Annotated in this window: 18 protein-coding genes; all 18 read left to right on the top strand. The window is 46.1% G+C overall.

The annotated features are described in order from the left end of the window. Positions 1-11 precede the first annotated feature (11 nt). Positions 12-1,004: a porin gene (locus tag VIC_RS23370; RefSeq protein WP_006962855.1), complete on the top strand. Its 993-nt coding sequence runs from the start codon at positions 12-14 to the stop codon at positions 1,002-1,004. A gap of 378 nt (positions 1,005-1,382) precedes the next feature. Next, a complete protein-coding gene (locus VIC_RS23365) occupies positions 1,383-3,122 on the top strand; it encodes a glycoside hydrolase family 36 protein (RefSeq protein ID WP_006962854.1) in 1,740 nt (579 codons plus the stop codon). 68 nt (positions 3,123-3,190) lie between these two features. Continuing rightward, the gene (gene ruvC, locus VIC_RS23360; protein WP_006962853.1) at positions 3,191-3,712 is read left to right on the top strand and encodes a crossover junction endodeoxyribonuclease RuvC; all 522 of its coding nucleotides are present in this window, start codon (positions 3,191-3,193) and stop codon (positions 3,710-3,712) included. 123 nt (positions 3,713-3,835) lie between these two features. Beyond that, positions 3,836-5,287: a methyl-accepting chemotaxis protein gene (locus tag VIC_RS23355; protein ID WP_006962852.1), complete on the top strand. Its 1,452-nt coding sequence runs from the start codon at positions 3,836-3,838 to the stop codon at positions 5,285-5,287. A gap of 78 nt (positions 5,288-5,365) precedes the next feature. Continuing rightward, positions 5,366-5,983: a Holliday junction branch migration protein RuvA gene (gene ruvA, locus VIC_RS23350; protein WP_029236098.1), complete on the top strand. Its 618-nt coding sequence runs from the start codon at positions 5,366-5,368 to the stop codon at positions 5,981-5,983. Between the two features lie 20 nt (positions 5,984-6,003). After that, positions 6,004-7,008 carry a Holliday junction branch migration DNA helicase RuvB gene (ruvB, locus tag VIC_RS23345; RefSeq protein ID WP_006962850.1) on the top strand — a complete coding sequence of 335 codons (1,005 nt, stop codon included), beginning with the start codon at positions 6,004-6,006 and terminating at the stop codon, positions 7,006-7,008. 459 nt (positions 7,009-7,467) lie between these two features. Continuing rightward, positions 7,468-9,054 carry a cytochrome ubiquinol oxidase subunit I gene (gene cydA, locus VIC_RS23340; protein ID WP_006962849.1) on the top strand — a complete coding sequence of 529 codons (1,587 nt, stop codon included), beginning with the start codon at positions 7,468-7,470 and terminating at the stop codon, positions 9,052-9,054. Positions 9,055-9,069: 15 nt separating this feature from the next. Further along, complete coding sequence (gene cydB / locus VIC_RS23335; protein WP_006962848.1) at positions 9,070-10,206, top strand: cytochrome d ubiquinol oxidase subunit II; 1,137 nt, start codon at positions 9,070-9,072, stop codon at positions 10,204-10,206. A 12-nt stretch (positions 10,207-10,218) separates the two neighbouring features. After that, positions 10,219-10,326: a cytochrome bd-I oxidase subunit CydX gene (cydX, locus tag VIC_RS26460; protein ID WP_000270284.1), complete on the top strand. Its 108-nt coding sequence runs from the start codon at positions 10,219-10,221 to the stop codon at positions 10,324-10,326. Next, on the top strand, positions 10,319-10,621 hold the full coding sequence (gene ybgE / locus VIC_RS23325; RefSeq protein ID WP_006962847.1) for a cyd operon protein YbgE: 303 nt from the start codon (positions 10,319-10,321) through the stop codon (positions 10,619-10,621). Before cydX ends, ybgE begins: the two co-directional genes overlap by 8 nt. A gap of 165 nt (positions 10,622-10,786) precedes the next feature. Continuing rightward, positions 10,787-11,206 carry a tol-pal system-associated acyl-CoA thioesterase gene (gene ybgC, locus VIC_RS23320; RefSeq protein WP_006962846.1) on the top strand — a complete coding sequence of 140 codons (420 nt, stop codon included), beginning with the start codon at positions 10,787-10,789 and terminating at the stop codon, positions 11,204-11,206. Further along, a complete protein-coding gene (gene tolQ / locus VIC_RS23315; RefSeq protein ID WP_006962845.1) occupies positions 11,196-11,894 on the top strand; it encodes a protein TolQ in 699 nt (232 codons plus the stop codon). Before ybgC ends, tolQ begins: the two co-directional genes overlap by 11 nt. Before the next feature lie 5 nt (positions 11,895-11,899). Further along, positions 11,900-12,343, top strand: a complete 444-nt coding sequence (locus VIC_RS23310) for an ExbD/TolR family protein (RefSeq protein WP_006962844.1) — start codon at positions 11,900-11,902, stop codon at positions 12,341-12,343. Positions 12,344-12,356: 13 nt separating this feature from the next. Continuing rightward, positions 12,357-13,430 carry a cell envelope integrity protein TolA gene (gene tolA / locus VIC_RS23305; RefSeq protein WP_006962843.1) on the top strand — a complete coding sequence of 358 codons (1,074 nt, stop codon included), beginning with the start codon at positions 12,357-12,359 and terminating at the stop codon, positions 13,428-13,430. A gap of 49 nt (positions 13,431-13,479) precedes the next feature. Further along, complete coding sequence (tolB, locus tag VIC_RS23300; protein WP_050778648.1) at positions 13,480-14,793, top strand: Tol-Pal system beta propeller repeat protein TolB; 1,314 nt, start codon at positions 13,480-13,482, stop codon at positions 14,791-14,793. A gap of 37 nt (positions 14,794-14,830) precedes the next feature. Then, positions 14,831-15,370, top strand: coding sequence for a peptidoglycan-associated lipoprotein Pal (gene pal / locus VIC_RS23295; protein WP_006962841.1), 540 nt, complete (start codon positions 14,831-14,833; stop codon positions 15,368-15,370). A gap of 15 nt (positions 15,371-15,385) precedes the next feature. Beyond that, a complete protein-coding gene (gene ybgF, locus VIC_RS23290) occupies positions 15,386-16,162 on the top strand; it encodes a tol-pal system protein YbgF (protein WP_006962840.1) in 777 nt (258 codons plus the stop codon). 157 nt (positions 16,163-16,319) lie between these two features. Beyond that, positions 16,320-17,381: a quinolinate synthase NadA gene (nadA, locus tag VIC_RS23285; RefSeq protein WP_006962839.1), complete on the top strand. Its 1,062-nt coding sequence runs from the start codon at positions 16,320-16,322 to the stop codon at positions 17,379-17,381. The last annotated feature ends 3 nt before the right edge of the window (positions 17,382-17,384 follow it).

Raw genomic sequence — 17,384 nt, 5'->3', positions numbered from 1 at the left:
GAACATAGAAAATGAAAAAGACAGCATTAGCAGCAGCCCTATCTCTTGTTGCAGGTTCAGCCGTAGCAGCAGAAGCACTTTCAGGCGACCAATTCACAGTATCTGGTGAAATCGCAGTCGGTGGTTACTACCAAACAGATCGTAAAGAAAATGGTAGTGATTATGTTGTAAGCAACGATGATTCTCTGAAATCAGAAGAAATCTACAACGGCGGTGTAACGGGTTTTGATATCTTCGCTGATTACGAAAACGGTAACATTGTTGGTAAGTTTGGCGGTGAGTTTGACGTAGAAAATGACTACGGTACATCAGATTCAGAGTTCAATATTACTGACACTTGGGTTGGTTACAAAACTGGTGCTGGTGTTGTTTCTGCTGGCTATGCAAATGACACTGCTCTAGACGCGGTTGATGGTGCAGCAGACCAAACTATCGAGTTCCTATGGTCACCAAATGATGCATCTGACGCACGTCAGGTAGTTAAATTTGAAGGCGATAAAGAAGGCGTTAAATACGGTATCTCTTACTATGGTGACCGTAACTATACGGACGGCTCTGCTGAAGAAGAGCGTCAACCAGGCTACAACGGTTACCTAGGTTATGAAAACGACACTTTCATGGTTAACTTTGGTTACGAAGATAACGATGAAGATAAAGGTACTACCGACAAACTATACCTAGTGAACGGTTCTGTGAAGCTTGGTTCTGTTGGCATCGGTGCTACTTTTGCTGAAGAAGAATTTGCAGATGGCAAAAAAGTTAAGATGTACAACACATCTGCAGGTTACACCATTGATGCACTATACTTAGCAGCAGGTTACGTAACGATTGAAGACACTCGCGAAGCAGTGAACTTCGGTGGTTCTTACGCGTTTACCGATAACGTGACTGCACTAGTTGATATTGCTTACCACATTTCTGATGAAGGCTTTAACTCAACGACAGGTGTTGGCGCAGAAGAAGGCGACATCGAATCATTCGTTAAACTAGCTTACGCATTCTAATTTAACGATCGGGTTTATTCATATCTCTTAAAGCCCACAAAGGTGGGCTTTTTTTAAGCAGGACGCTTATCGCAATAATCCACTGCCTTTTCGCCCTCCGGAGTTGGAGGGCTTTTTCGTTTTAAGACACCCCCAGATTCATCTCCTACTAGGGTTCTTTCATTCTTTCCCTCAAAAACTCTACCTGTGAATGGATGCTAATACCGCTTTGTGCGGGCAGGCATCTAAAAGTGATTCTTCATCACCATCACAAATGATATGAAAACAATTCGTGACCCAGACCAATATTACCTAAGTTAGTGATTGGACAATAAAAAAACCTAGTGCTCTAATTTGATTAAGGGCACAGCAAATTTGATTGATCTGGGGGGCTCATTTATGTCGTTTTCAGTCAGCTTGGAAAATGGTCGTACTCTGCGGGTCAGAGACATCAATTTGCAAGCCGAGCTCCATCACAATGAAATATCGTTTAGTTATCAAGGCTTGAATAATGATCGTATCAGTGGGCGCTATGTTCTGGCGATTACGGAGTTTGAGTTCGAACATAATGCGACTCTGCTAGGTGATGGTTTCCAGATGCTTGCTCAGACTACGGGTACTGTCGACAACCCTGTGGATATTGGACGCTGTCCGGACAACTCTTCAAGTTATCGTATCTATTCTTCAACAGGACCAAAGCGCTATTACAATTATCTGGTGGTTGAAGACTCCTTAGGTTACAGCTTGTTTGGTTTTACCTCTTGCCATCGTTTTGCCGGCTATTTTGAAGTGGTTGAGTTAGAGAATCACAACTGGTTGAAGATTTGCATTGATGGCGAAGATACCTACCCACTGGATTGGGCATCTAATCAGTTGGAGTCTGTCGTGGTACTTCAGGGAGAGTCGTTGTCAGCGCTCTTTTCTGAGTATGCTCAATTGATTTCGCGTCATCATCCGCCAAGAGCTGGCGTGAAGAAGACGGCGCCTATTGGTTGGTGCTCCTGGTACGCTTACTATGCTGACGTTACGCAGAGCCATGTCCTCGATAATTTGAATCATATGAAGGATGAGTTGGCATCGCTCGAATATGTACTGCTGGATGACGGTTATCAGGCTTTTATGGGAGACTGGCTCACGCCGTCTGACAAATTCCCCTCTGGCGTAAAAGCGCTGATAAAAGAAATCAAACTTCAGGGCAAGAAGCCCGCGATTTGGCTAGCCCCCTTTATTGCTCAGCCAGAATCGGAGCTTTTTAAGCAACATCAAGATTGGTTTGTGACTCATGAAGATGGCTCTCTACTGAAAGCCGAAGACGTGACTTATGCCGGTTGGCGCTGCACACCTTGGTACATCTTGGACACGTCTCACCCAGATGTGCAGGAGCATCTTACCCAAGTGGTTAAAACGATGCGAGAAGAGTGGGGGATAGAGCTGTTCAAGCTTGATGCGAATTATTGGGGAACGCTAAAAGGGCGACGAGATCAGAGCGGCATCACTGGTGTCGAAGCGTATCGATTGGGTATGGAAGCCATTGCCGAAGGAGCGGGGGATGCCTTAATTCTTGGCTGTAATGCTCCAATGTGGCCATCGCTAGGACTTGTCGATGCGATGCGAGTGTCAGACGATGTGGAACGAGATGAACGGCGCTTTGAGCAAATCGCGAAAGAAACGTTTTATCGCAGCTGGCAGCATCGAAAACTGTGGCAGATTGATCCAGACTGCGCCACGTTTGTCTCTTTGCCGAATCAGGCCACAGAGCGTCGTTATTACGAGTTTCATCGGGACACACTGCTAGCCTGCGGTGGCATGTTGTTATCTGGTGACCCGTTGCCCGAACTGACGCCCTTCGCTCAGAAAACACTCTCCCGCCTGTTTATCCGCCAAAAACATAGCCAAAACGCGGCTAGATTTACTTCGTTGAGCTTGCACCATGCTTATTTGAAAATGACGGAGCAGAATGATCTGCACTGTTTGTTTAACTTCCAGCAACCTGCTCGAGAAGTGACTTTAACCTCTGACTTTCCAGTGTATTGGTATGATTACTGGAGCGGCGAAAAACTCAGTCATGAACGTACTGCGGTGATCGAAGTCACCTTGGATGCTGGATTATCAAGCAGAGCGATTGTGACCGCGCGCTGAAACCTCGCTAAAGATCATGGGGTAAGCTAAGATACGCGCTGGCTAAACGAATAGGTTTTATAAGCACTATGTCAATCATCTTGGGCATTGACCCAGGTTCCCGCATCACCGGATACGGCGTCATCCGCCAGACCGGACGTCACCTCCACTATTTAGGCAGTGGTTGCATTCGAACATCAGAAAAAGAGCTGCCCGGTCGACTGAAGCAAATTTACGCCGGAGTCACAGAAATCATCACCCAATTTCAACCGGATGTGTTCGCTATTGAGCAAGTGTTTATGGCGCGCAATGCGGACTCCGCCTTAAAGCTTGGTCAAGCCCGCGGCAGTGCGATCGTAGCTGCCGTCAACGCCGATCTCCCTGTCTATGAGTATGCGGCGCGCTTAATTAAACAAGCGGTAGTTGGAACGGGGGGCGCAGATAAAGAGCAGGTGCAGCACATGGTACAGTCAATGCTCAAGTTGCCTGCTAAGCCTCAAGCGGATGCCGCTGATGCCCTAGGCGTTGCTATCTGTCATGCAAATACCAATAAAACCTTAGTTGCTTTGGCTGGCAAAGCAACCAGTGCACGACGAGGTCGTTACCGTTGATTGTGCATAGTGATTTCAAAATTGAGACGTCCTAAACAGATCTAACAATGCGATTTGTTATGAAAATGTTGCAAATCTATAGTGGTCGGAGGTCTTACAACTTTCAATCAAGGATGATTGACAATGAACCCAGCCACTCTCTGGCGTCGTGCGTGTATGCCGAGCCAACACAATTGGACAAAATCACAACAGCGACAGGCTGATATCCTGTCTCTATTCACTTTTATTGCTTTCCTCGTCGGCCTTTATAGCTTTATTAAATGGAGTAAACACAGCCATGACAGCTTAGTGCTGACTTCTGTGTTTCTTATTGTATTAGAGCTGATTTCTGCGGCGTGTTTGAAGTGGTTTAAACATCCCGGTTTTGCGCTCAATCTTGGATTTGTCGGCATGACGGTCCATGCGCTCAACATCATTTATCAAAGTGGTGGCGTCGTCGAGTCAACTCAAACCTATTGGGTGCCTTTACTGGTTGTTGCATTTTTCCTCTCGGGAACCCGCTTCATGGCGATCTGTTGGAGTGCGATTGTCATTTCGTTATCGGCTGCCATGACGTATCTTCATCTCTCGGATTTTAGCTTTCCTCAATTGATTCTGTCTGAACCGGCATTGCGCATTGAAATATGGTCAGGAACCATTCTCCCGCTGGTGGTGATTTGTATTGCTCAAGCTTTTACGGCGAAACAGCGTGACCAAGCGATTGAGCTAGCTGAGTACGCAAAACAAAAAAGTGAAGCGGTAGCTGATAAAGCTACGCAAGGTGAGCGCCATTTATCGAGTGTACTAGATCAGGCAAATCAGAATTCTCATCAATTGAAAGAAGTCTCGCAAATTTTGGAGTCTCAGTCGGAAGCCCTCGACAGCCAGGTCAGTCAGCTCAACATCAATAGTGAATCGCAGGCCAGTGCAGCTGAACAGATGAGCCAGCAAGTCCATCAGATGACCGAGGGGCTTGAAGATTCTAGCCACTTTGTCACTGAGTTGCGCGGACGAAGTGACGCTGTTCATAAACAGGCGGAGAAAAGTTCAGAACTGCTTGAAGCTTCTACCAGTGCAATAAGCCAGATCATCGACAGCCATGAGCAAATCATGAAAGTCGCTGATTTGATCACTTCGGTTGCGGAACAAACCAATTTACTGGCACTGAATGCAGCGATTGAAGCCGCTCGTGCAGGTGAACAGGGCAGAGGTTTTGCTGTGGTGGCGGATCAGGTACGTGAGTTATCAGCTAAGAGTAGTGAGTCTGCGGTGGAGATTCGTAACTTGCTTGACCGAAGCGAACAGGAAGTGCGGCACGGTCAAGATGTGGTCCATGCTAGTGCGACGCGAATGAAAGAAGTCATCGAACAAGTGACGGGTATCTCGAAAGATGTAAACGGCTTAGCCAATATCATGACTAACCAAATGTCGGCACTCAAAGAACTGGATGAAGCGAGCAGTGAAGTGGCCAATGGTGTGGTGGAGACCAAGACCATTTCCGAGCTTGTTGCACAAAATGGTGCGCAGTTAAACGGGCAGGTCGAGACAGTTCGCACTCTCACATCCCAACTTGATCTAGTGGTCTCAAAAATCTAGATACACTGTATAAAGAACTGGATGTCTATCCAGTTCTTTATTATCCTGTCGCAAATTCATTTCCAAAGAGTATTGAGTGTGATTGGACGTTTGCGTGGCATTCTGCTTGAAAAGCAACCCCCTGAATTGTTGATTGAAGTAAACGGTATTGGCTATGAAGTTCAGATGCCGATGAGCTGTTTTTACGAATTGCCGAATATTGGTGAGGAAGCAATCATCTACACGCATTTCGTTGTTCGCGAAGATGCTCAGCTACTCTATGGCTTTAATACCGTTAAAGAACGCGCTCTATTCCGCGAAGTGATTAAAGCTAATGGTGTTGGCCCGAAACTGGGCTTGGGTATATTGTCAGGTATGACAGCCAGCCAATTTGTTTCATGTGTTGAACGTGAAGACATTTCAACACTGGTTAAATTACCGGGTGTTGGTAAGAAAACTGCAGAACGTCTGGTCGTTGAGATGAAAGACCGTCTCAAAGGTTGGGGGGCGGGTGATTTGTTCACGCCGCATACAGATGCAGCGCCAGTCGATTCAGCGCCTCAAGTTGATCAAGCTAACGCCGAAGAAGAAGCAATTAGCGCATTACTTGCACTTGGCTATAAACCGACACAAGCTTCTAAAGTAGTGTCTCAGGTCAAAACCGCGGATATGAGCAGCGAAGAGCTAATCCGCGAAGCACTAAAGTCAATGGTTTAAGTGACGACTAGGAACTGTTAATGATAGAAGCGGATCGTCTAATCGCGCCGGAAAATGCGGTTTATAAAGAAGAAGACGTTATCGACAGGGCAATTCGCCCGAAAAAACTGGCGGATTACCAAGGACAAGATCACGTTCGTGATCAGATGGAGATTTTCATCAAGGCCGCCAACCTACGTGAAGAAGCGTTAGATCATTTGCTGATATTTGGCCCTCCTGGTTTGGGGAAAACCACATTGGCGAATATTGTGGCCAATGAAATGGGCGTAAACATTCGCACTACATCTGGTCCTGTTCTGGAAAAAGCCGGTGACTTGGCCGCGCTTCTGACCAACCTAGAAGAAAACGATGTGTTGTTCATCGATGAAATCCACCGTTTGAGCCCGATGGTTGAAGAGGTGTTGTATCCAGCGATGGAAGACTACCAGCTCGATATCATGATTGGTGAAGGTCCTGCCGCACGTTCCATCAAGATCGATTTACCACCCTTTACCTTAATCGGTGCTACTACACGAGCTGGCTCGTTGACGTCACCACTTCGAGACCGTTTTGGTATTACCCAGCGCCTGGAATACTACAAAATTCCTGATCTTCAGCATATTGTCCAGCGTAGCGCTGATTGTTTGGGCTTGTCGATGGAGAGCGAAGGCGCGCTTGAAGTCGCAAGACGTGCTCGTGGTACGCCACGTATCGCCAACCGCTTGTTACGCCGCGTACGAGATTACGCTGAAGTGAAAGGTAACGGTCATATATGTGCAGATATCGCAGACAAGGCCCTTAACATGTTGGATGTTGACGCACAGGGCTTCGACTACATGGACCGCAAATTGCTGCTGGCCATTATGGAGAAGTTCGGTGGTGGACCTGTTGGGCTGGATAACATGGCAGCCGCCATTGGCGAAGAGAAGGACACCATTGAAGATGTCTTGGAGCCGTATCTGATACAACAAGGCTATCTGCAGCGAACGCCAAGAGGGCGTATTGCTACCGATAGGGCATACCTTCATTTCGGAATTGAAAAATAAGTTTTCAGGACCAGCTCATCATGAGCTGGTCTTTTACTATGAGTGATATTGATCACAATAATTAAATCTCGTTACTACTAATTAGGTAACTAAAATGCACGAGTTGTTAAGCGCTTGTTTTGCATAAATACCTTGGTCTACCTCCCAAATAACCGCAAATTAACAAAAGCTCGCTTAAACTGTTGATGTGGATCAATGTGATGGATTTTTAGACAAAAATGCCGCACAAAATTTGATACAAATCAAAGCGAAGTCCAAAGATAAACCTTTTGAAACAGACAGTTTTTAGGAGTAGCATTAGCGCCAGCTATATTAGCTGATGCTTAACAATTAACTAACCGTTACGGTACATTTTTGCAACAACATACTGTTCTTTAGCAACATTATTTAAGTTGGCTAAACGCCTACTTATGCTGCATGAATGTAGAAAGTGTCTTCAGCCGACACATAGGAGTAAACATGATTGATGTAGTCGATCTGTCGCGGTTGCAGTTTGCGCTCACTGCGATGTATCACTTCCTCTTCGTACCATTGACTCTGGGTATGGCTTTCCTTCTCGCCATCATGGAATCTCTGTACGTAATGACGGACAAGCAAATCTACAAGGACATGACAAAGTTCTGGGGTAAGCTTTTCGGTATTAACTTCGTACTTGGTGTTGCCACCGGCCTGACCATGGAATTCCAGTTTGGTACTAACTGGTCTTACTATTCTCATTATGTCGGGGATATCTTCGGGGCTCCACTGGCCATCGAAGCTCTGGTTGCCTTCTTCCTTGAGTCCACTTTCGTTGGCCTTTTCTTCTTCGGCTGGGACCGACTGACAAAACGACAACACTTAGTTGTAACTTGGTTAGTCGCATTGGGTTCTAACTTCTCGGCACTGTGGATCTTGGTTGCAAACGGCTGGATGCAAAACCCAGTTGGAGCAGAATTCAATTTTGAAACCATGCGAATGGAAATGGTGAGCTTTGCTGAGGTTGTACTTAACCCGGTCGCTCAGGTGAAATTCGTACACACAGTAGCTTCTGGCTATACGACAGGCGCGATGTTTATTCTTGGCATCAGTTCTTACTACCTATTAAAAGGTCGTGACATCGCTTTCGCTCGTCGTTCATTCGCCATCGCAGCCTCTTTTGGTATGGCGGCAATCCTGTCTGTAATCGTGCTTGGTGACGAATCTGGTTATGAACTAGGTGAAGTGCAGAAAGTAAAACTGGCAGCAGTAGAAGCTGAATGGCACACCGAACCAGCGCCAGCCGCTTTCACTCTGTTTGGCCTGCCAAATCAGGAAACCATGCATACTGATTACGCGATCAAGATTCCTTACGTTATGGGCATCATCGCGACTCGTTCTTTAGATGAGCAAGTAACAGGTCTACGTGACCTTCGTGATGAACACGTTGAACGTATTCGCACTGGTATGTACGCCTATGAACTGCTTGAAAAGCTTCGTGCAGGCGATAAGTCAGAAGAAAACATGGCTGCCTTTGATGAAGTGAAAGGCGACCTAGGTTACGGCCTTCTTCTGAAGCGTTACACAGAAAACGTGGTTGATGCGACTGAAGATCAAATCCAAGCGGCGGCGGATGATTCTATCCCAACAGTTTGGCCACTATTCTGGTCGTTCCGAATCATGGTTGCGTGTGGCTTTATCATGCTATTCGTATTCGGTGCCGCATTCATCCAGACTTGTCGCCAGAAGATCGAGCAAAAACCATGGGTACTAAAAGCCGCGTTGCTGAGTATTCCACTGCCTTGGATTGCTATCGAAGCAGGTTGGTTTGTTGCTGAATTCGGTCGTCAGCCATGGGCTGTGGGTGAAATTCTACCTGTACATGTGGCGGCATCTGCACTCACCGCTGGAGAAATCTGGACGTCACTGTTTGCAATCTTGGCGCTATACACCGTCTTCCTGATTGCAGAAGTGTACTTGATGCTGAAATTTGCTCGCAAAGGTCCTAGCAGCCTGAAGACAGGTCGTTACCACTTTGAGCAAAACGCTGACTCTGTTGAAGACAAAGTTAGTCGTCAAGTAGACGCGTAAAGCAAGGAGAAACATATGTTTGAATACGAAATCTTGCGACTTATCTGGTGGGTTCTGATCGGTGTTCTCCTGGTAGGCTTCGCAGTGACTGATGGCTTCGATATGGGTGTTGGTGCGCTAGTACCTGTAATCGGAAAAAATGACACTGAACGTCGTGTGATGATCAACTCGATCGCACCTCACTGGGAAGGTAACCAAGTTTGGTTGGTGACAGCGGGTGGTGCTCTATTTGCTGCATGGCCTTTAGTTTACGCAACGTCGTTTTCTGGATTCTATCTGGCGATGATTCTGACGTTGGCTGCTTTGTGGCTAAGACCGTTGGGCCTCTCTTATCGCTCAAAGATTGAAGATACTAAGTGGCGTCAAACGTGGGATATTTGTATTTCTATCAGTGGCTTCGTTCCACCAATTATCTTTGGCGTGGCGTTTGGTAATCTACTACAAGGTGTACCGTTCCAGTTGACTGAATTTTTGATGCCAACGTATCACGGTTCATTCTTTGGTCTGTTAAACCCATTCGCATTACTATGTGGCTTAGTTAGCTTGTTCATGATCTTAATGCAGGGCGCTACTTGGCTACAGATGAAGACTACAGACGCAGTTCACGCTCGCTCACGCAGTGTTGCACAAATCATGGGTCTACTAACGGTTGCGACTTTCGTTGCTGCTGGTTTCTGGGTTCAAAGTATTGAAGGCTACGTGATTACCAGCGCAATTGACCATAATGGCGCGTCTAACCCACTTGCTAAAGAAGTAGTTCGTGAAGCGGGTGCTTGGATGAACAACTTCGAGCAGTACCCGTTGATGTGGATTGCTCCAGCGCTGGGTGTAGTGATGTCTCTTGTTACTGTACTGGCTTCACGTCTTGAGCGTGGTGGTATCGCATTCTTCGCTTCAAGCCTAGGTAATGCAGGTATTATTTTCACAGCGGGTCTTGCGATGTTCCCATTCATCATGCCTTCTGATTTGATGCCTAACCACAGCCTGACCATGTGGGATGCAACGTCATCTGAATTGACGCTCAATCTGATGACAGGTGTAGCCTTTATCATGGTGCCTGTTATCTTGGCGTACACAATTTGGACTTACTACAAGATGTTCGGTCGTCTGGACAGCAAGTTCATTGAAGACAACAAAAACTCACTTTACTAAGGAGCTATTACTATGTGGTATTTCGCATGGATTCTAGGTGTACTACTTGCTTGTGCATTCGGTATCATCAATGCTCTTTGGCTAGAGCATTCAGAAATGATGGATAAAGACAGTGAGTAATCTCACTGAGCAGGTAGCTAAGCTGCATGCGCCAATGGATAAGGCTCTGTTTAGAGCCTTATCTCTGATTCTTGGTTTTTATCATGTTGCTATGGTGATGTGGGATCCGGAGCAGTATTCAGCTTCAATAGGCGGCTTCAATGCACTGATCTCACCGCTGATGATTTGGGCAATTTGCTCCAGTATGATCTTTGGCTTGAGTTTCAAACCAAAAAACTGGTATTGGCAAGTATTATTCAGTCCCTATTTTTCCTTAACGATTCTAATTTATTTAACTCTAATACGTGTTTTGTAAATTGAACTGACTGAAAATTATCCACTAATTAGTCACAATAGCGCCACTATTTGATAGCTGGCGCTATTTTTTTGTTTCAATCTTTGAAAACCTCCATTAACCCTTGCATAAACGGCAATGAGTTGCGTTATAGTAAAGCACCTCAATTGTTAGAAAGGGATTGATGTGCAAAGCGAACCTGCTGTATTTGAGCTGCCTGTAACGGTTTATTATGAAGATACTGACGTCGGTGGGCTGGTATTTCACGCCAATTACGTTAAGTATTTTGAGCGTGGCCGTTCTGAATATCTGTCCAGTATTGGTGTTTCACAATCGACTCTTTTGGAACAAAACATCGGTTTCGTAGTCCGACACATGGACATCGATTTTCTGCAAGGCGCTCGTCTCGAAGACCGTCTAACGGTTAAGACATCAGTTGCAGAAGCGAAGAAAGCAAGCCTTATTTTCTGTCAGGAGATCGTAAATCCTGCCGGTAAAACATTGTGTAAAGCAATGGTTAAGGTAGCATGCATCGATAATGAAAAAATGAGGCCAAAAGCGATCCCTCAATCAATAGTTATGGAGTTTACTCACAGTGACCGCTGATATTTCAATGCTTGACCTGTTTTTGCAAGCAAGCCTGCTCGTAAAAATGGTGATGTTGACCTTGTTAGGTATGTCGATTGTTTCTTGGGCAATGATCATTAAGCGCAGTAAAGTGCTATCCCAAGCTGCGAAAGGAGCTGAAACATTCGAAGATAAGTTCTGGTCAGGCACTGATCTTTCCGTCCTTTATCAAAATGCTAAAAAGCGCAAAGACGAACTGGAAGGAACGGAAGAGATCTTCTATTCAGGTTTCACTGAGTTTGCTCGCCTAAGAAAATCCAACGCTGACTCACCTGACTTCATTATGGAAGGCACTGGTCGCGCAATGCGTGTTGCAGTTGCCCGTGAAGTCGATGAACTTGAAACTAACCTACCATTTTTGGCAACGGTTGGCTCAATCAGCCCTTATATCGGTCTATTTGGTACAGTTTGGGGCATTATGCATGCCTTTATCGCACTTGGTGAAGTTAAGCAGGCTACTTTAGCCATGGTTGCGCCGGGTATCGCTGAAGCATTGGTTGCAACTGCGATGGGTCTATTTGCAGCGATTCCAGCTGTGATGGCTTACAACCGATTGAGTAATAAAGTGGGTAAGTTGGAACACAACTACGCCACTTTCTCTGAAGAATTCCACAGCATCCTGCACCGCCAAGCGATGGCTGGACGTGATTCTGCCAACAGGGATTAATGGATATGGCAGGCTATCAACCTAAAAAACGTAAGATGACGGCAGAGATTAACGTTGTGCCTTACATCGACGTTATGCTCGTGTTGTTAATTATCTTCATGGTGACGTCGCCTTTCGTAACACAGGGTGTTGATGTTGAGTTGCCAAAAACAGCAACAGCGAAACCTGCATCAGAGCTCGCCGGAGATAGCGACTCAAGTTTCATCATCGTAGAAATTGATCGTGAAGGCAATTTAGGCCTGAGTGTAAACGATGAAGAAGTCATGCGTGGTATCTCGCTGCAGGACGTGATTGTACGTGTGAAAGCAGAACTGTCCTTGAAGCCAGAGTCACCTGTCGCTGTTGGTGGTGATGCGGCGACTCCTTATGCTGAAGTGGTACTGGTTCTGGACGAATTAAGCCGTGCTGGGATCCCTAAAGTGGGGCTTCTTACGGACATAAAGGAATAAGCGCTCTCAGGTTATGAAAGAGACCAAACCAAAGAAAAAGAGTGATTACACCAAGCCGATAGCGATATCTGCAGCTTTGCATGCACTGTTGGCTGTGGCGCTTATTTGGGGAACAGACTTTACCATGTCAAAGCCAGAGCCTTCTGGTCAGATGGTTCAGGCGGTTGTTATTGACCCCAACTTGGTGCGCCAGCAAGCTCAGCAAATTCGCAGTCAACGTGAAGAAGCAGCGAAGAAAGAGCAGGACCGTTTAGATAAGTTGCGCCGCGAAAGCGAGCAGCTTGAGAAAAACCGCAAAGCGGAAGAAGAACGCATTCGTAAGCTGAAAGAGCAGCAAGCACGAGAAGCGAAAGCTGCACGTGAAGCTGAGAAAGCCAGACAGCAGAAAGAAAAAGAACGCCAAGCCGCTGAAGAGCGAGTTAAAAAAGAGCGCGAACGTGCGGCTAAATTAGAAGCTGAGCGTAAAGCGAAAGAAGAGGCGATCAAAAAAGCGGAACAAGAACGTTTAGCTAAAGAAGCCGCTATCGCTAAAGCAGAGAAAGAGCGCGTTGCACGTGAGAAAGCGGCAAAAGAAGCGGAAGAAAAAGCACGTCGTCAACGTGAAGCGGCTGAAAAAGCTGAAAAAGAACGTATAGCGAAGGAGAAAGCTGCTAAAGAAGCTGCTGAGAAAGCGCGAAAAGAGAAAGAACGTTTAGAGCGCTTGGAGCGTGAACGTAAAGAGCAAGAAGCTGCTTTAGATAACATCTTCTCTGGTCTAGAAACTGAGGCTGAGCAAAACAGTTCAGCTAGACAGCAACACGTGAATAGTGAAGCGGATCGATACGGTGCTATTTATACCCAATTGATTCAGCAGAACCTGCTACTGGAGGACAGTTTCAGGGGAAAGTCATGCCGAGTTAATCTGCGCCTGATTCCTACAGGTGCTGGCGCCATTGTCGGTAATCTAAGCGTGCTTGATGGTGACAATCGACTGTGTTCGGCGACGCGACGAGCGGTTGCGCAGGTAGGAAGTTTCCCATTACCTAAAGAACAAGACGTCATCAATCAGTTAAAGAATATCAATTTAACCGTAGAACCTAAGTCATAAGGAAAAGCTTGTGTTAAAGCGACTAGTATTAGGATGTTTGCTCACAGTGATGAGCGCGTTTCAGGTAGCCAATGCGGCACTGGAACTTGTGATTACAGACGGCATTGACTCTGCACGTCCGATCGCTATCGTCCCATTTAAGTGGGAAGGTTCAACTAAATTACCTCATAATGTATCAGCTGTTATTGCTTCTGATTTGCAACGCAGTGGTAAATTCAGCCCAGTTGCAACCAGCAAAATGCCACAAACACCATATAGTGAAAGTGAAATTAACTTTGATGCTTGGACAGGGTTAGGCGTTGATGCGTTACTAACAGGCACTATTTCGCAAAATGCGGAAGGTAACTATGTAATCAACTACCAGTTGGTGGACGTAGTTCGTGGTCAATTAACTCAAGGGCAAAGCAAAGCGTTAAGTACTGATGGCCAACTCGTGTTGTCTAAAGATCACGTGCTTTTCAACAAGCGTGCAACAGTGCCGGGGGAGCGTATGCGTGAATATGCTCACCGAATTTCAGACTTGGTATACAAAGAGTTAACTGGTGAGCGTGGTGCGTTCCTGACTCGAATCGCTTACGTTGTGGTTAACGATAAAGACAGCTATCCGTATCAACTACGTGTTGCTGACTATGATGGTTATAACGAGCGATTGGTTCTACGTTCTAAGCAGCCACTTATGTCTCCAGCTTGGTCACCAGATGGTAAGAAACTGGCTTATGTGAGTTTCCAAAATGGCCAGGCAGAAATCTTCATCATGAACATCTACACGGGTGAGCGTGAAAAAGTAACGTCATACCCTCGTCACAATGGTGCGCCACGATTCTCTCCTGATGGTAATAAACTCGCTCTCGTGTTGTCGAAAACAGGCAGCCTGCAAGTTTATACATTGGATTTGAAAACCCGCAAGTTGACGCAAATAACACGTGGTAGATCAAATAATACAGAACCATTCTGGCATCCTGATGGCAAATCACTGATCTTTACCTCGGATCGGGGTGGTAAACCTCAAATTTATCAAGTAGATTTGGCAAGTGGTTCAACCAACCGCCTTACCTGGCAGGGTCGCCAGAACCTAGGTGGGCAGATTACACCTGATGGACGATTCCTAGTAATGGTCAATCGCAGTAACTCGGGCTTCAATTTGGCAAAGCAGGATCTTGAAACGGGCGCCGTTCAGGTTCTGACAAAAACATTGCTGGATGAATCACCGAGTATTGCGCCAAACGGCGGTATGGTTATTTATAGCTCTATCTTCAACAAAACCAATGTGCTTTCAATGGTTTCAATAGATGGACGCTTTAAAGCTCGATTACCGGCAACAAACGGTCGCGTTCGTGCACCTGCATGGTCACCGTTTTTGTAGCAAGTAATAAGTATCAAAAAGTAAGGAAAATATAACAATGCAACTAAACAAAGTTCTTAAAGGGCTATTGATTGCGCTACCAGTTCTAGCTGTTACAGCATGTAGTTCAAGCGATGACGCAGCTAACGCTTCTGGTTCTGAAACTAACCAATCAACGTCTGGCTCTGCTAACGGTGTTGATACAACTGTAGTTTCACCAATCGGTGAGAACGGCCAACTTTCTGAGCAAGAGCTTAAAGAGCAGGCACTTCGTGAGTCTCAAACAATCTACTTCGCGTTTGACAACGCAACCATCGCTGGTGACTACGAAGAAATGCTAGCTGCACACGCGGCTTACCTAAGCAAAAACCCTGCACTAAAAGTGACTATCGAAGGTCACGCTGATGAGCGTGGTACTCCTGAGTACAACATCGCACTAGGCGAGCGTCGTGCAACTGCAGTTGCTAAGTACCTACAAGCACTAGGTGTTCAAGCAGACCAAATCTCAATCGTGAGCTACGGTGAAGAGAAGCCTCTTCTACTAGGTCAGTCTGAAGATGTGTACGCTAAGAACCGTCGTGCGGTTCTAGTATACTAATCAAGGAAAGACCTTATGTTCAGTAACCTTAAGCGCGTAGTTACGCTTACGTTACTGGCAAGTGCAGCGAACACTGTGTTCGCTGCACCAGCTCCAGTATCTGATCTTGGTGGTAGCAACTCTGCACCATCGTCTTCTGCCGTACCGGCAAATGAAACCGAAGTTCAACGCCTCGAACGCTTGTTAGAAAACCGCAATCGCGTTCAGTTGCAAATGCAACAGCAGCTTGATGAAATGGCGTTGGAAATTAGTGACCTTCGTGGTCAGCTAGAAAAGAATAATTACGACATGCAGCAGATGCTGCAGCGTCAGCGTGAATTGTTTATCGAGCTTGATAAGCTTCGCGGCCAGATCAACAGCGCTCCAGCAGTCGATACTGCAGCTAAAGATGACCAAGCGAAGCCTGTTGGTAAATTCAGTACTAATGTGGATGAGCAGACTGCGTATCAGAATGCCGTTGATCTTATCCTTAAGAAACGTGATTACACGGGTGCTATTGCTGCATTCCAGCAATTTCAGAAAGACTTCCCTGACTCAACGTTTGCACCAAACGCCCATTACTGGCTAGGGCAGCTTTATTTTGCTAAGAAGCAGGATAAAGAAGCAGTTAAGAGCTTTGCCTCGGTAGTGTCTTACAAAGACTCGAATAAACGTGCGGATGCTCTGGTGAAACTTGGTGACCTTTCGCAGCGTAACAACAATGCAGCGCAAGCGAAAAAGTACTATCAACAGGTACTTGACGAGTATCCAGATAGTGCGTCTGCAAAACTTGCGGCAGAACGTATTAAGTAGATAAACAAAGGAGCGCAGAGTCGCTCCTTTTTAATACCCTCTGTACGGACATTCCATTCACTATTTACTCAACAAGTAATTCTTGCGGAAACTAGCATCTTGATCTGGGTTAAGGTTACAATACTCGGATTACTGGAAGTTGCGTAGAGCAAGAGCAATGAGCCACATTTTAGATACAATCGAAACTGTTTACCCATTCCCACCGAAACCAACACCGCTGACAGATGACCAAAAGCAAGCGCACATTAAAAACATTAAAGAGCTGCTTAAAGAGAAAGACGCGGTACTGATCGCCCACTATTACACTGACCCTGAAATTCAAGCGCTTGCTGAAGAGACCGGAGGGTTTGTTGGCGATTCACTAGAGATGGCCAAGTTTGGTAACCGCCATCCTGCGAGCACATTGATTATCGGTGGTGTGCGCTTTATGGGCGAATCTGCAAAAATTCTGACACCTGAAAAACGCATCTTGATGCCAACGCTAGAAGCGGAGTGTTCATTAGACTTAGGTTGTCCAGCGGACAAATTCACAGAATTCTGTGATGCGCACCCTGATCACACTGTCGTAGTTTATGCGAATACCTCAGCTGCGGTGAAGGCCCGTGCTGACTGGGTGGTGACGTCAAGTATCGCTTTGGAAATCGTTGAGCATTTAGACGCTGAAGACAAACCTATTATCTGGGGCCCCGATCGCCATTTAGGCTCTTACATCGCCAATCAAACTGGTGCTGATATGCTTTTGTGGCAAGGCGAATGTGTCGTTCACGATGAGTTCTCTGCTGATGCGTTACGTAAGATGAAAGGTCTATACCCTGAAGCGGCGATTTTGGTACACCCTGAGTCACCAGCGAGTGTAGTCGAGCTGGCGGACGCTGTCGGCTCAACTAGCCAACTGATCAAAGCGGCTAAAGAGCTACCTCAGCAAAAAATGATCGTTGCGACTGATAAAGGTATCTTCTTCAAGATGCAGCAATTGGTGCCTGAAAAAGAACTGATTGAAGCACCTACTGCTGGTGCAGGAGCCACTTGTCGTAGCTGTGCACATTGTCCTTGGATGGCAATGAACGGTCTGAAAGCAATCGAAGAAGCATTGCGCGACGGTGGAGAACAACACGAAATTTTCGTTGATGAAGCATTACGTGTGAAATCGCTTATTCCATTAAATCGTATGCTTGATTTTGCCGAGCAACTGAACATGCAGGTTAAGGGTAACGCTTAAATC

The sequence above is a fragment of the Vibrio coralliilyticus ATCC BAA-450 genome (assembly GCF_000176135.1).
Taxonomy (GTDB): domain Bacteria; phylum Pseudomonadota; class Gammaproteobacteria; order Enterobacterales; family Vibrionaceae; genus Vibrio; species Vibrio coralliilyticus.
Note: the sequence above shows the minus strand (reverse complement) of the source record. Positions and strands in the feature narration are given on the sequence as shown.

Coding starts and splice junctions, on each gene's coding strand:
- VIC_RS23370 (WP_006962855.1), top strand. CDS start 12: ATGAAAAAGACAGCATTAGCAGCAGCCCTATCTCTTGTTGCAGGTTCA.
- VIC_RS23365 (WP_006962854.1), top strand. CDS start 1,383: ATGTCGTTTTCAGTCAGCTTGGAAAATGGTCGTACTCTGCGGGTCAGA.
- ruvC (WP_006962853.1), top strand. CDS start 3,191: ATGTCAATCATCTTGGGCATTGACCCAGGTTCCCGCATCACCGGATAC.
- VIC_RS23355 (WP_006962852.1), top strand. CDS start 3,836: ATGAACCCAGCCACTCTCTGGCGTCGTGCGTGTATGCCGAGCCAACAC.
- ruvB (WP_006962850.1), top strand. CDS start 6,004: ATGATAGAAGCGGATCGTCTAATCGCGCCGGAAAATGCGGTTTATAAA.
- cydA (WP_006962849.1), top strand. CDS start 7,468: ATGATTGATGTAGTCGATCTGTCGCGGTTGCAGTTTGCGCTCACTGCG.
- cydB (WP_006962848.1), top strand. CDS start 9,070: ATGTTTGAATACGAAATCTTGCGACTTATCTGGTGGGTTCTGATCGGT.
- cydX (WP_000270284.1), top strand. CDS start 10,219: ATGTGGTATTTCGCATGGATTCTAGGTGTACTACTTGCTTGTGCATTC.
- VIC_RS23310 (WP_006962844.1), top strand. CDS start 11,900: ATGGCAGGCTATCAACCTAAAAAACGTAAGATGACGGCAGAGATTAAC.
- tolA (WP_006962843.1), top strand. CDS start 12,357: ATGAAAGAGACCAAACCAAAGAAAAAGAGTGATTACACCAAGCCGATA.
- tolB (WP_050778648.1), top strand. CDS start 13,480: ATGAGCGCGTTTCAGGTAGCCAATGCGGCACTGGAACTTGTGATTACA.
- pal (WP_006962841.1), top strand. CDS start 14,831: ATGCAACTAAACAAAGTTCTTAAAGGGCTATTGATTGCGCTACCAGTT.
- ybgF (WP_006962840.1), top strand. CDS start 15,386: ATGTTCAGTAACCTTAAGCGCGTAGTTACGCTTACGTTACTGGCAAGT.
- nadA (WP_006962839.1), top strand. CDS start 16,320: ATGAGCCACATTTTAGATACAATCGAAACTGTTTACCCATTCCCACCG.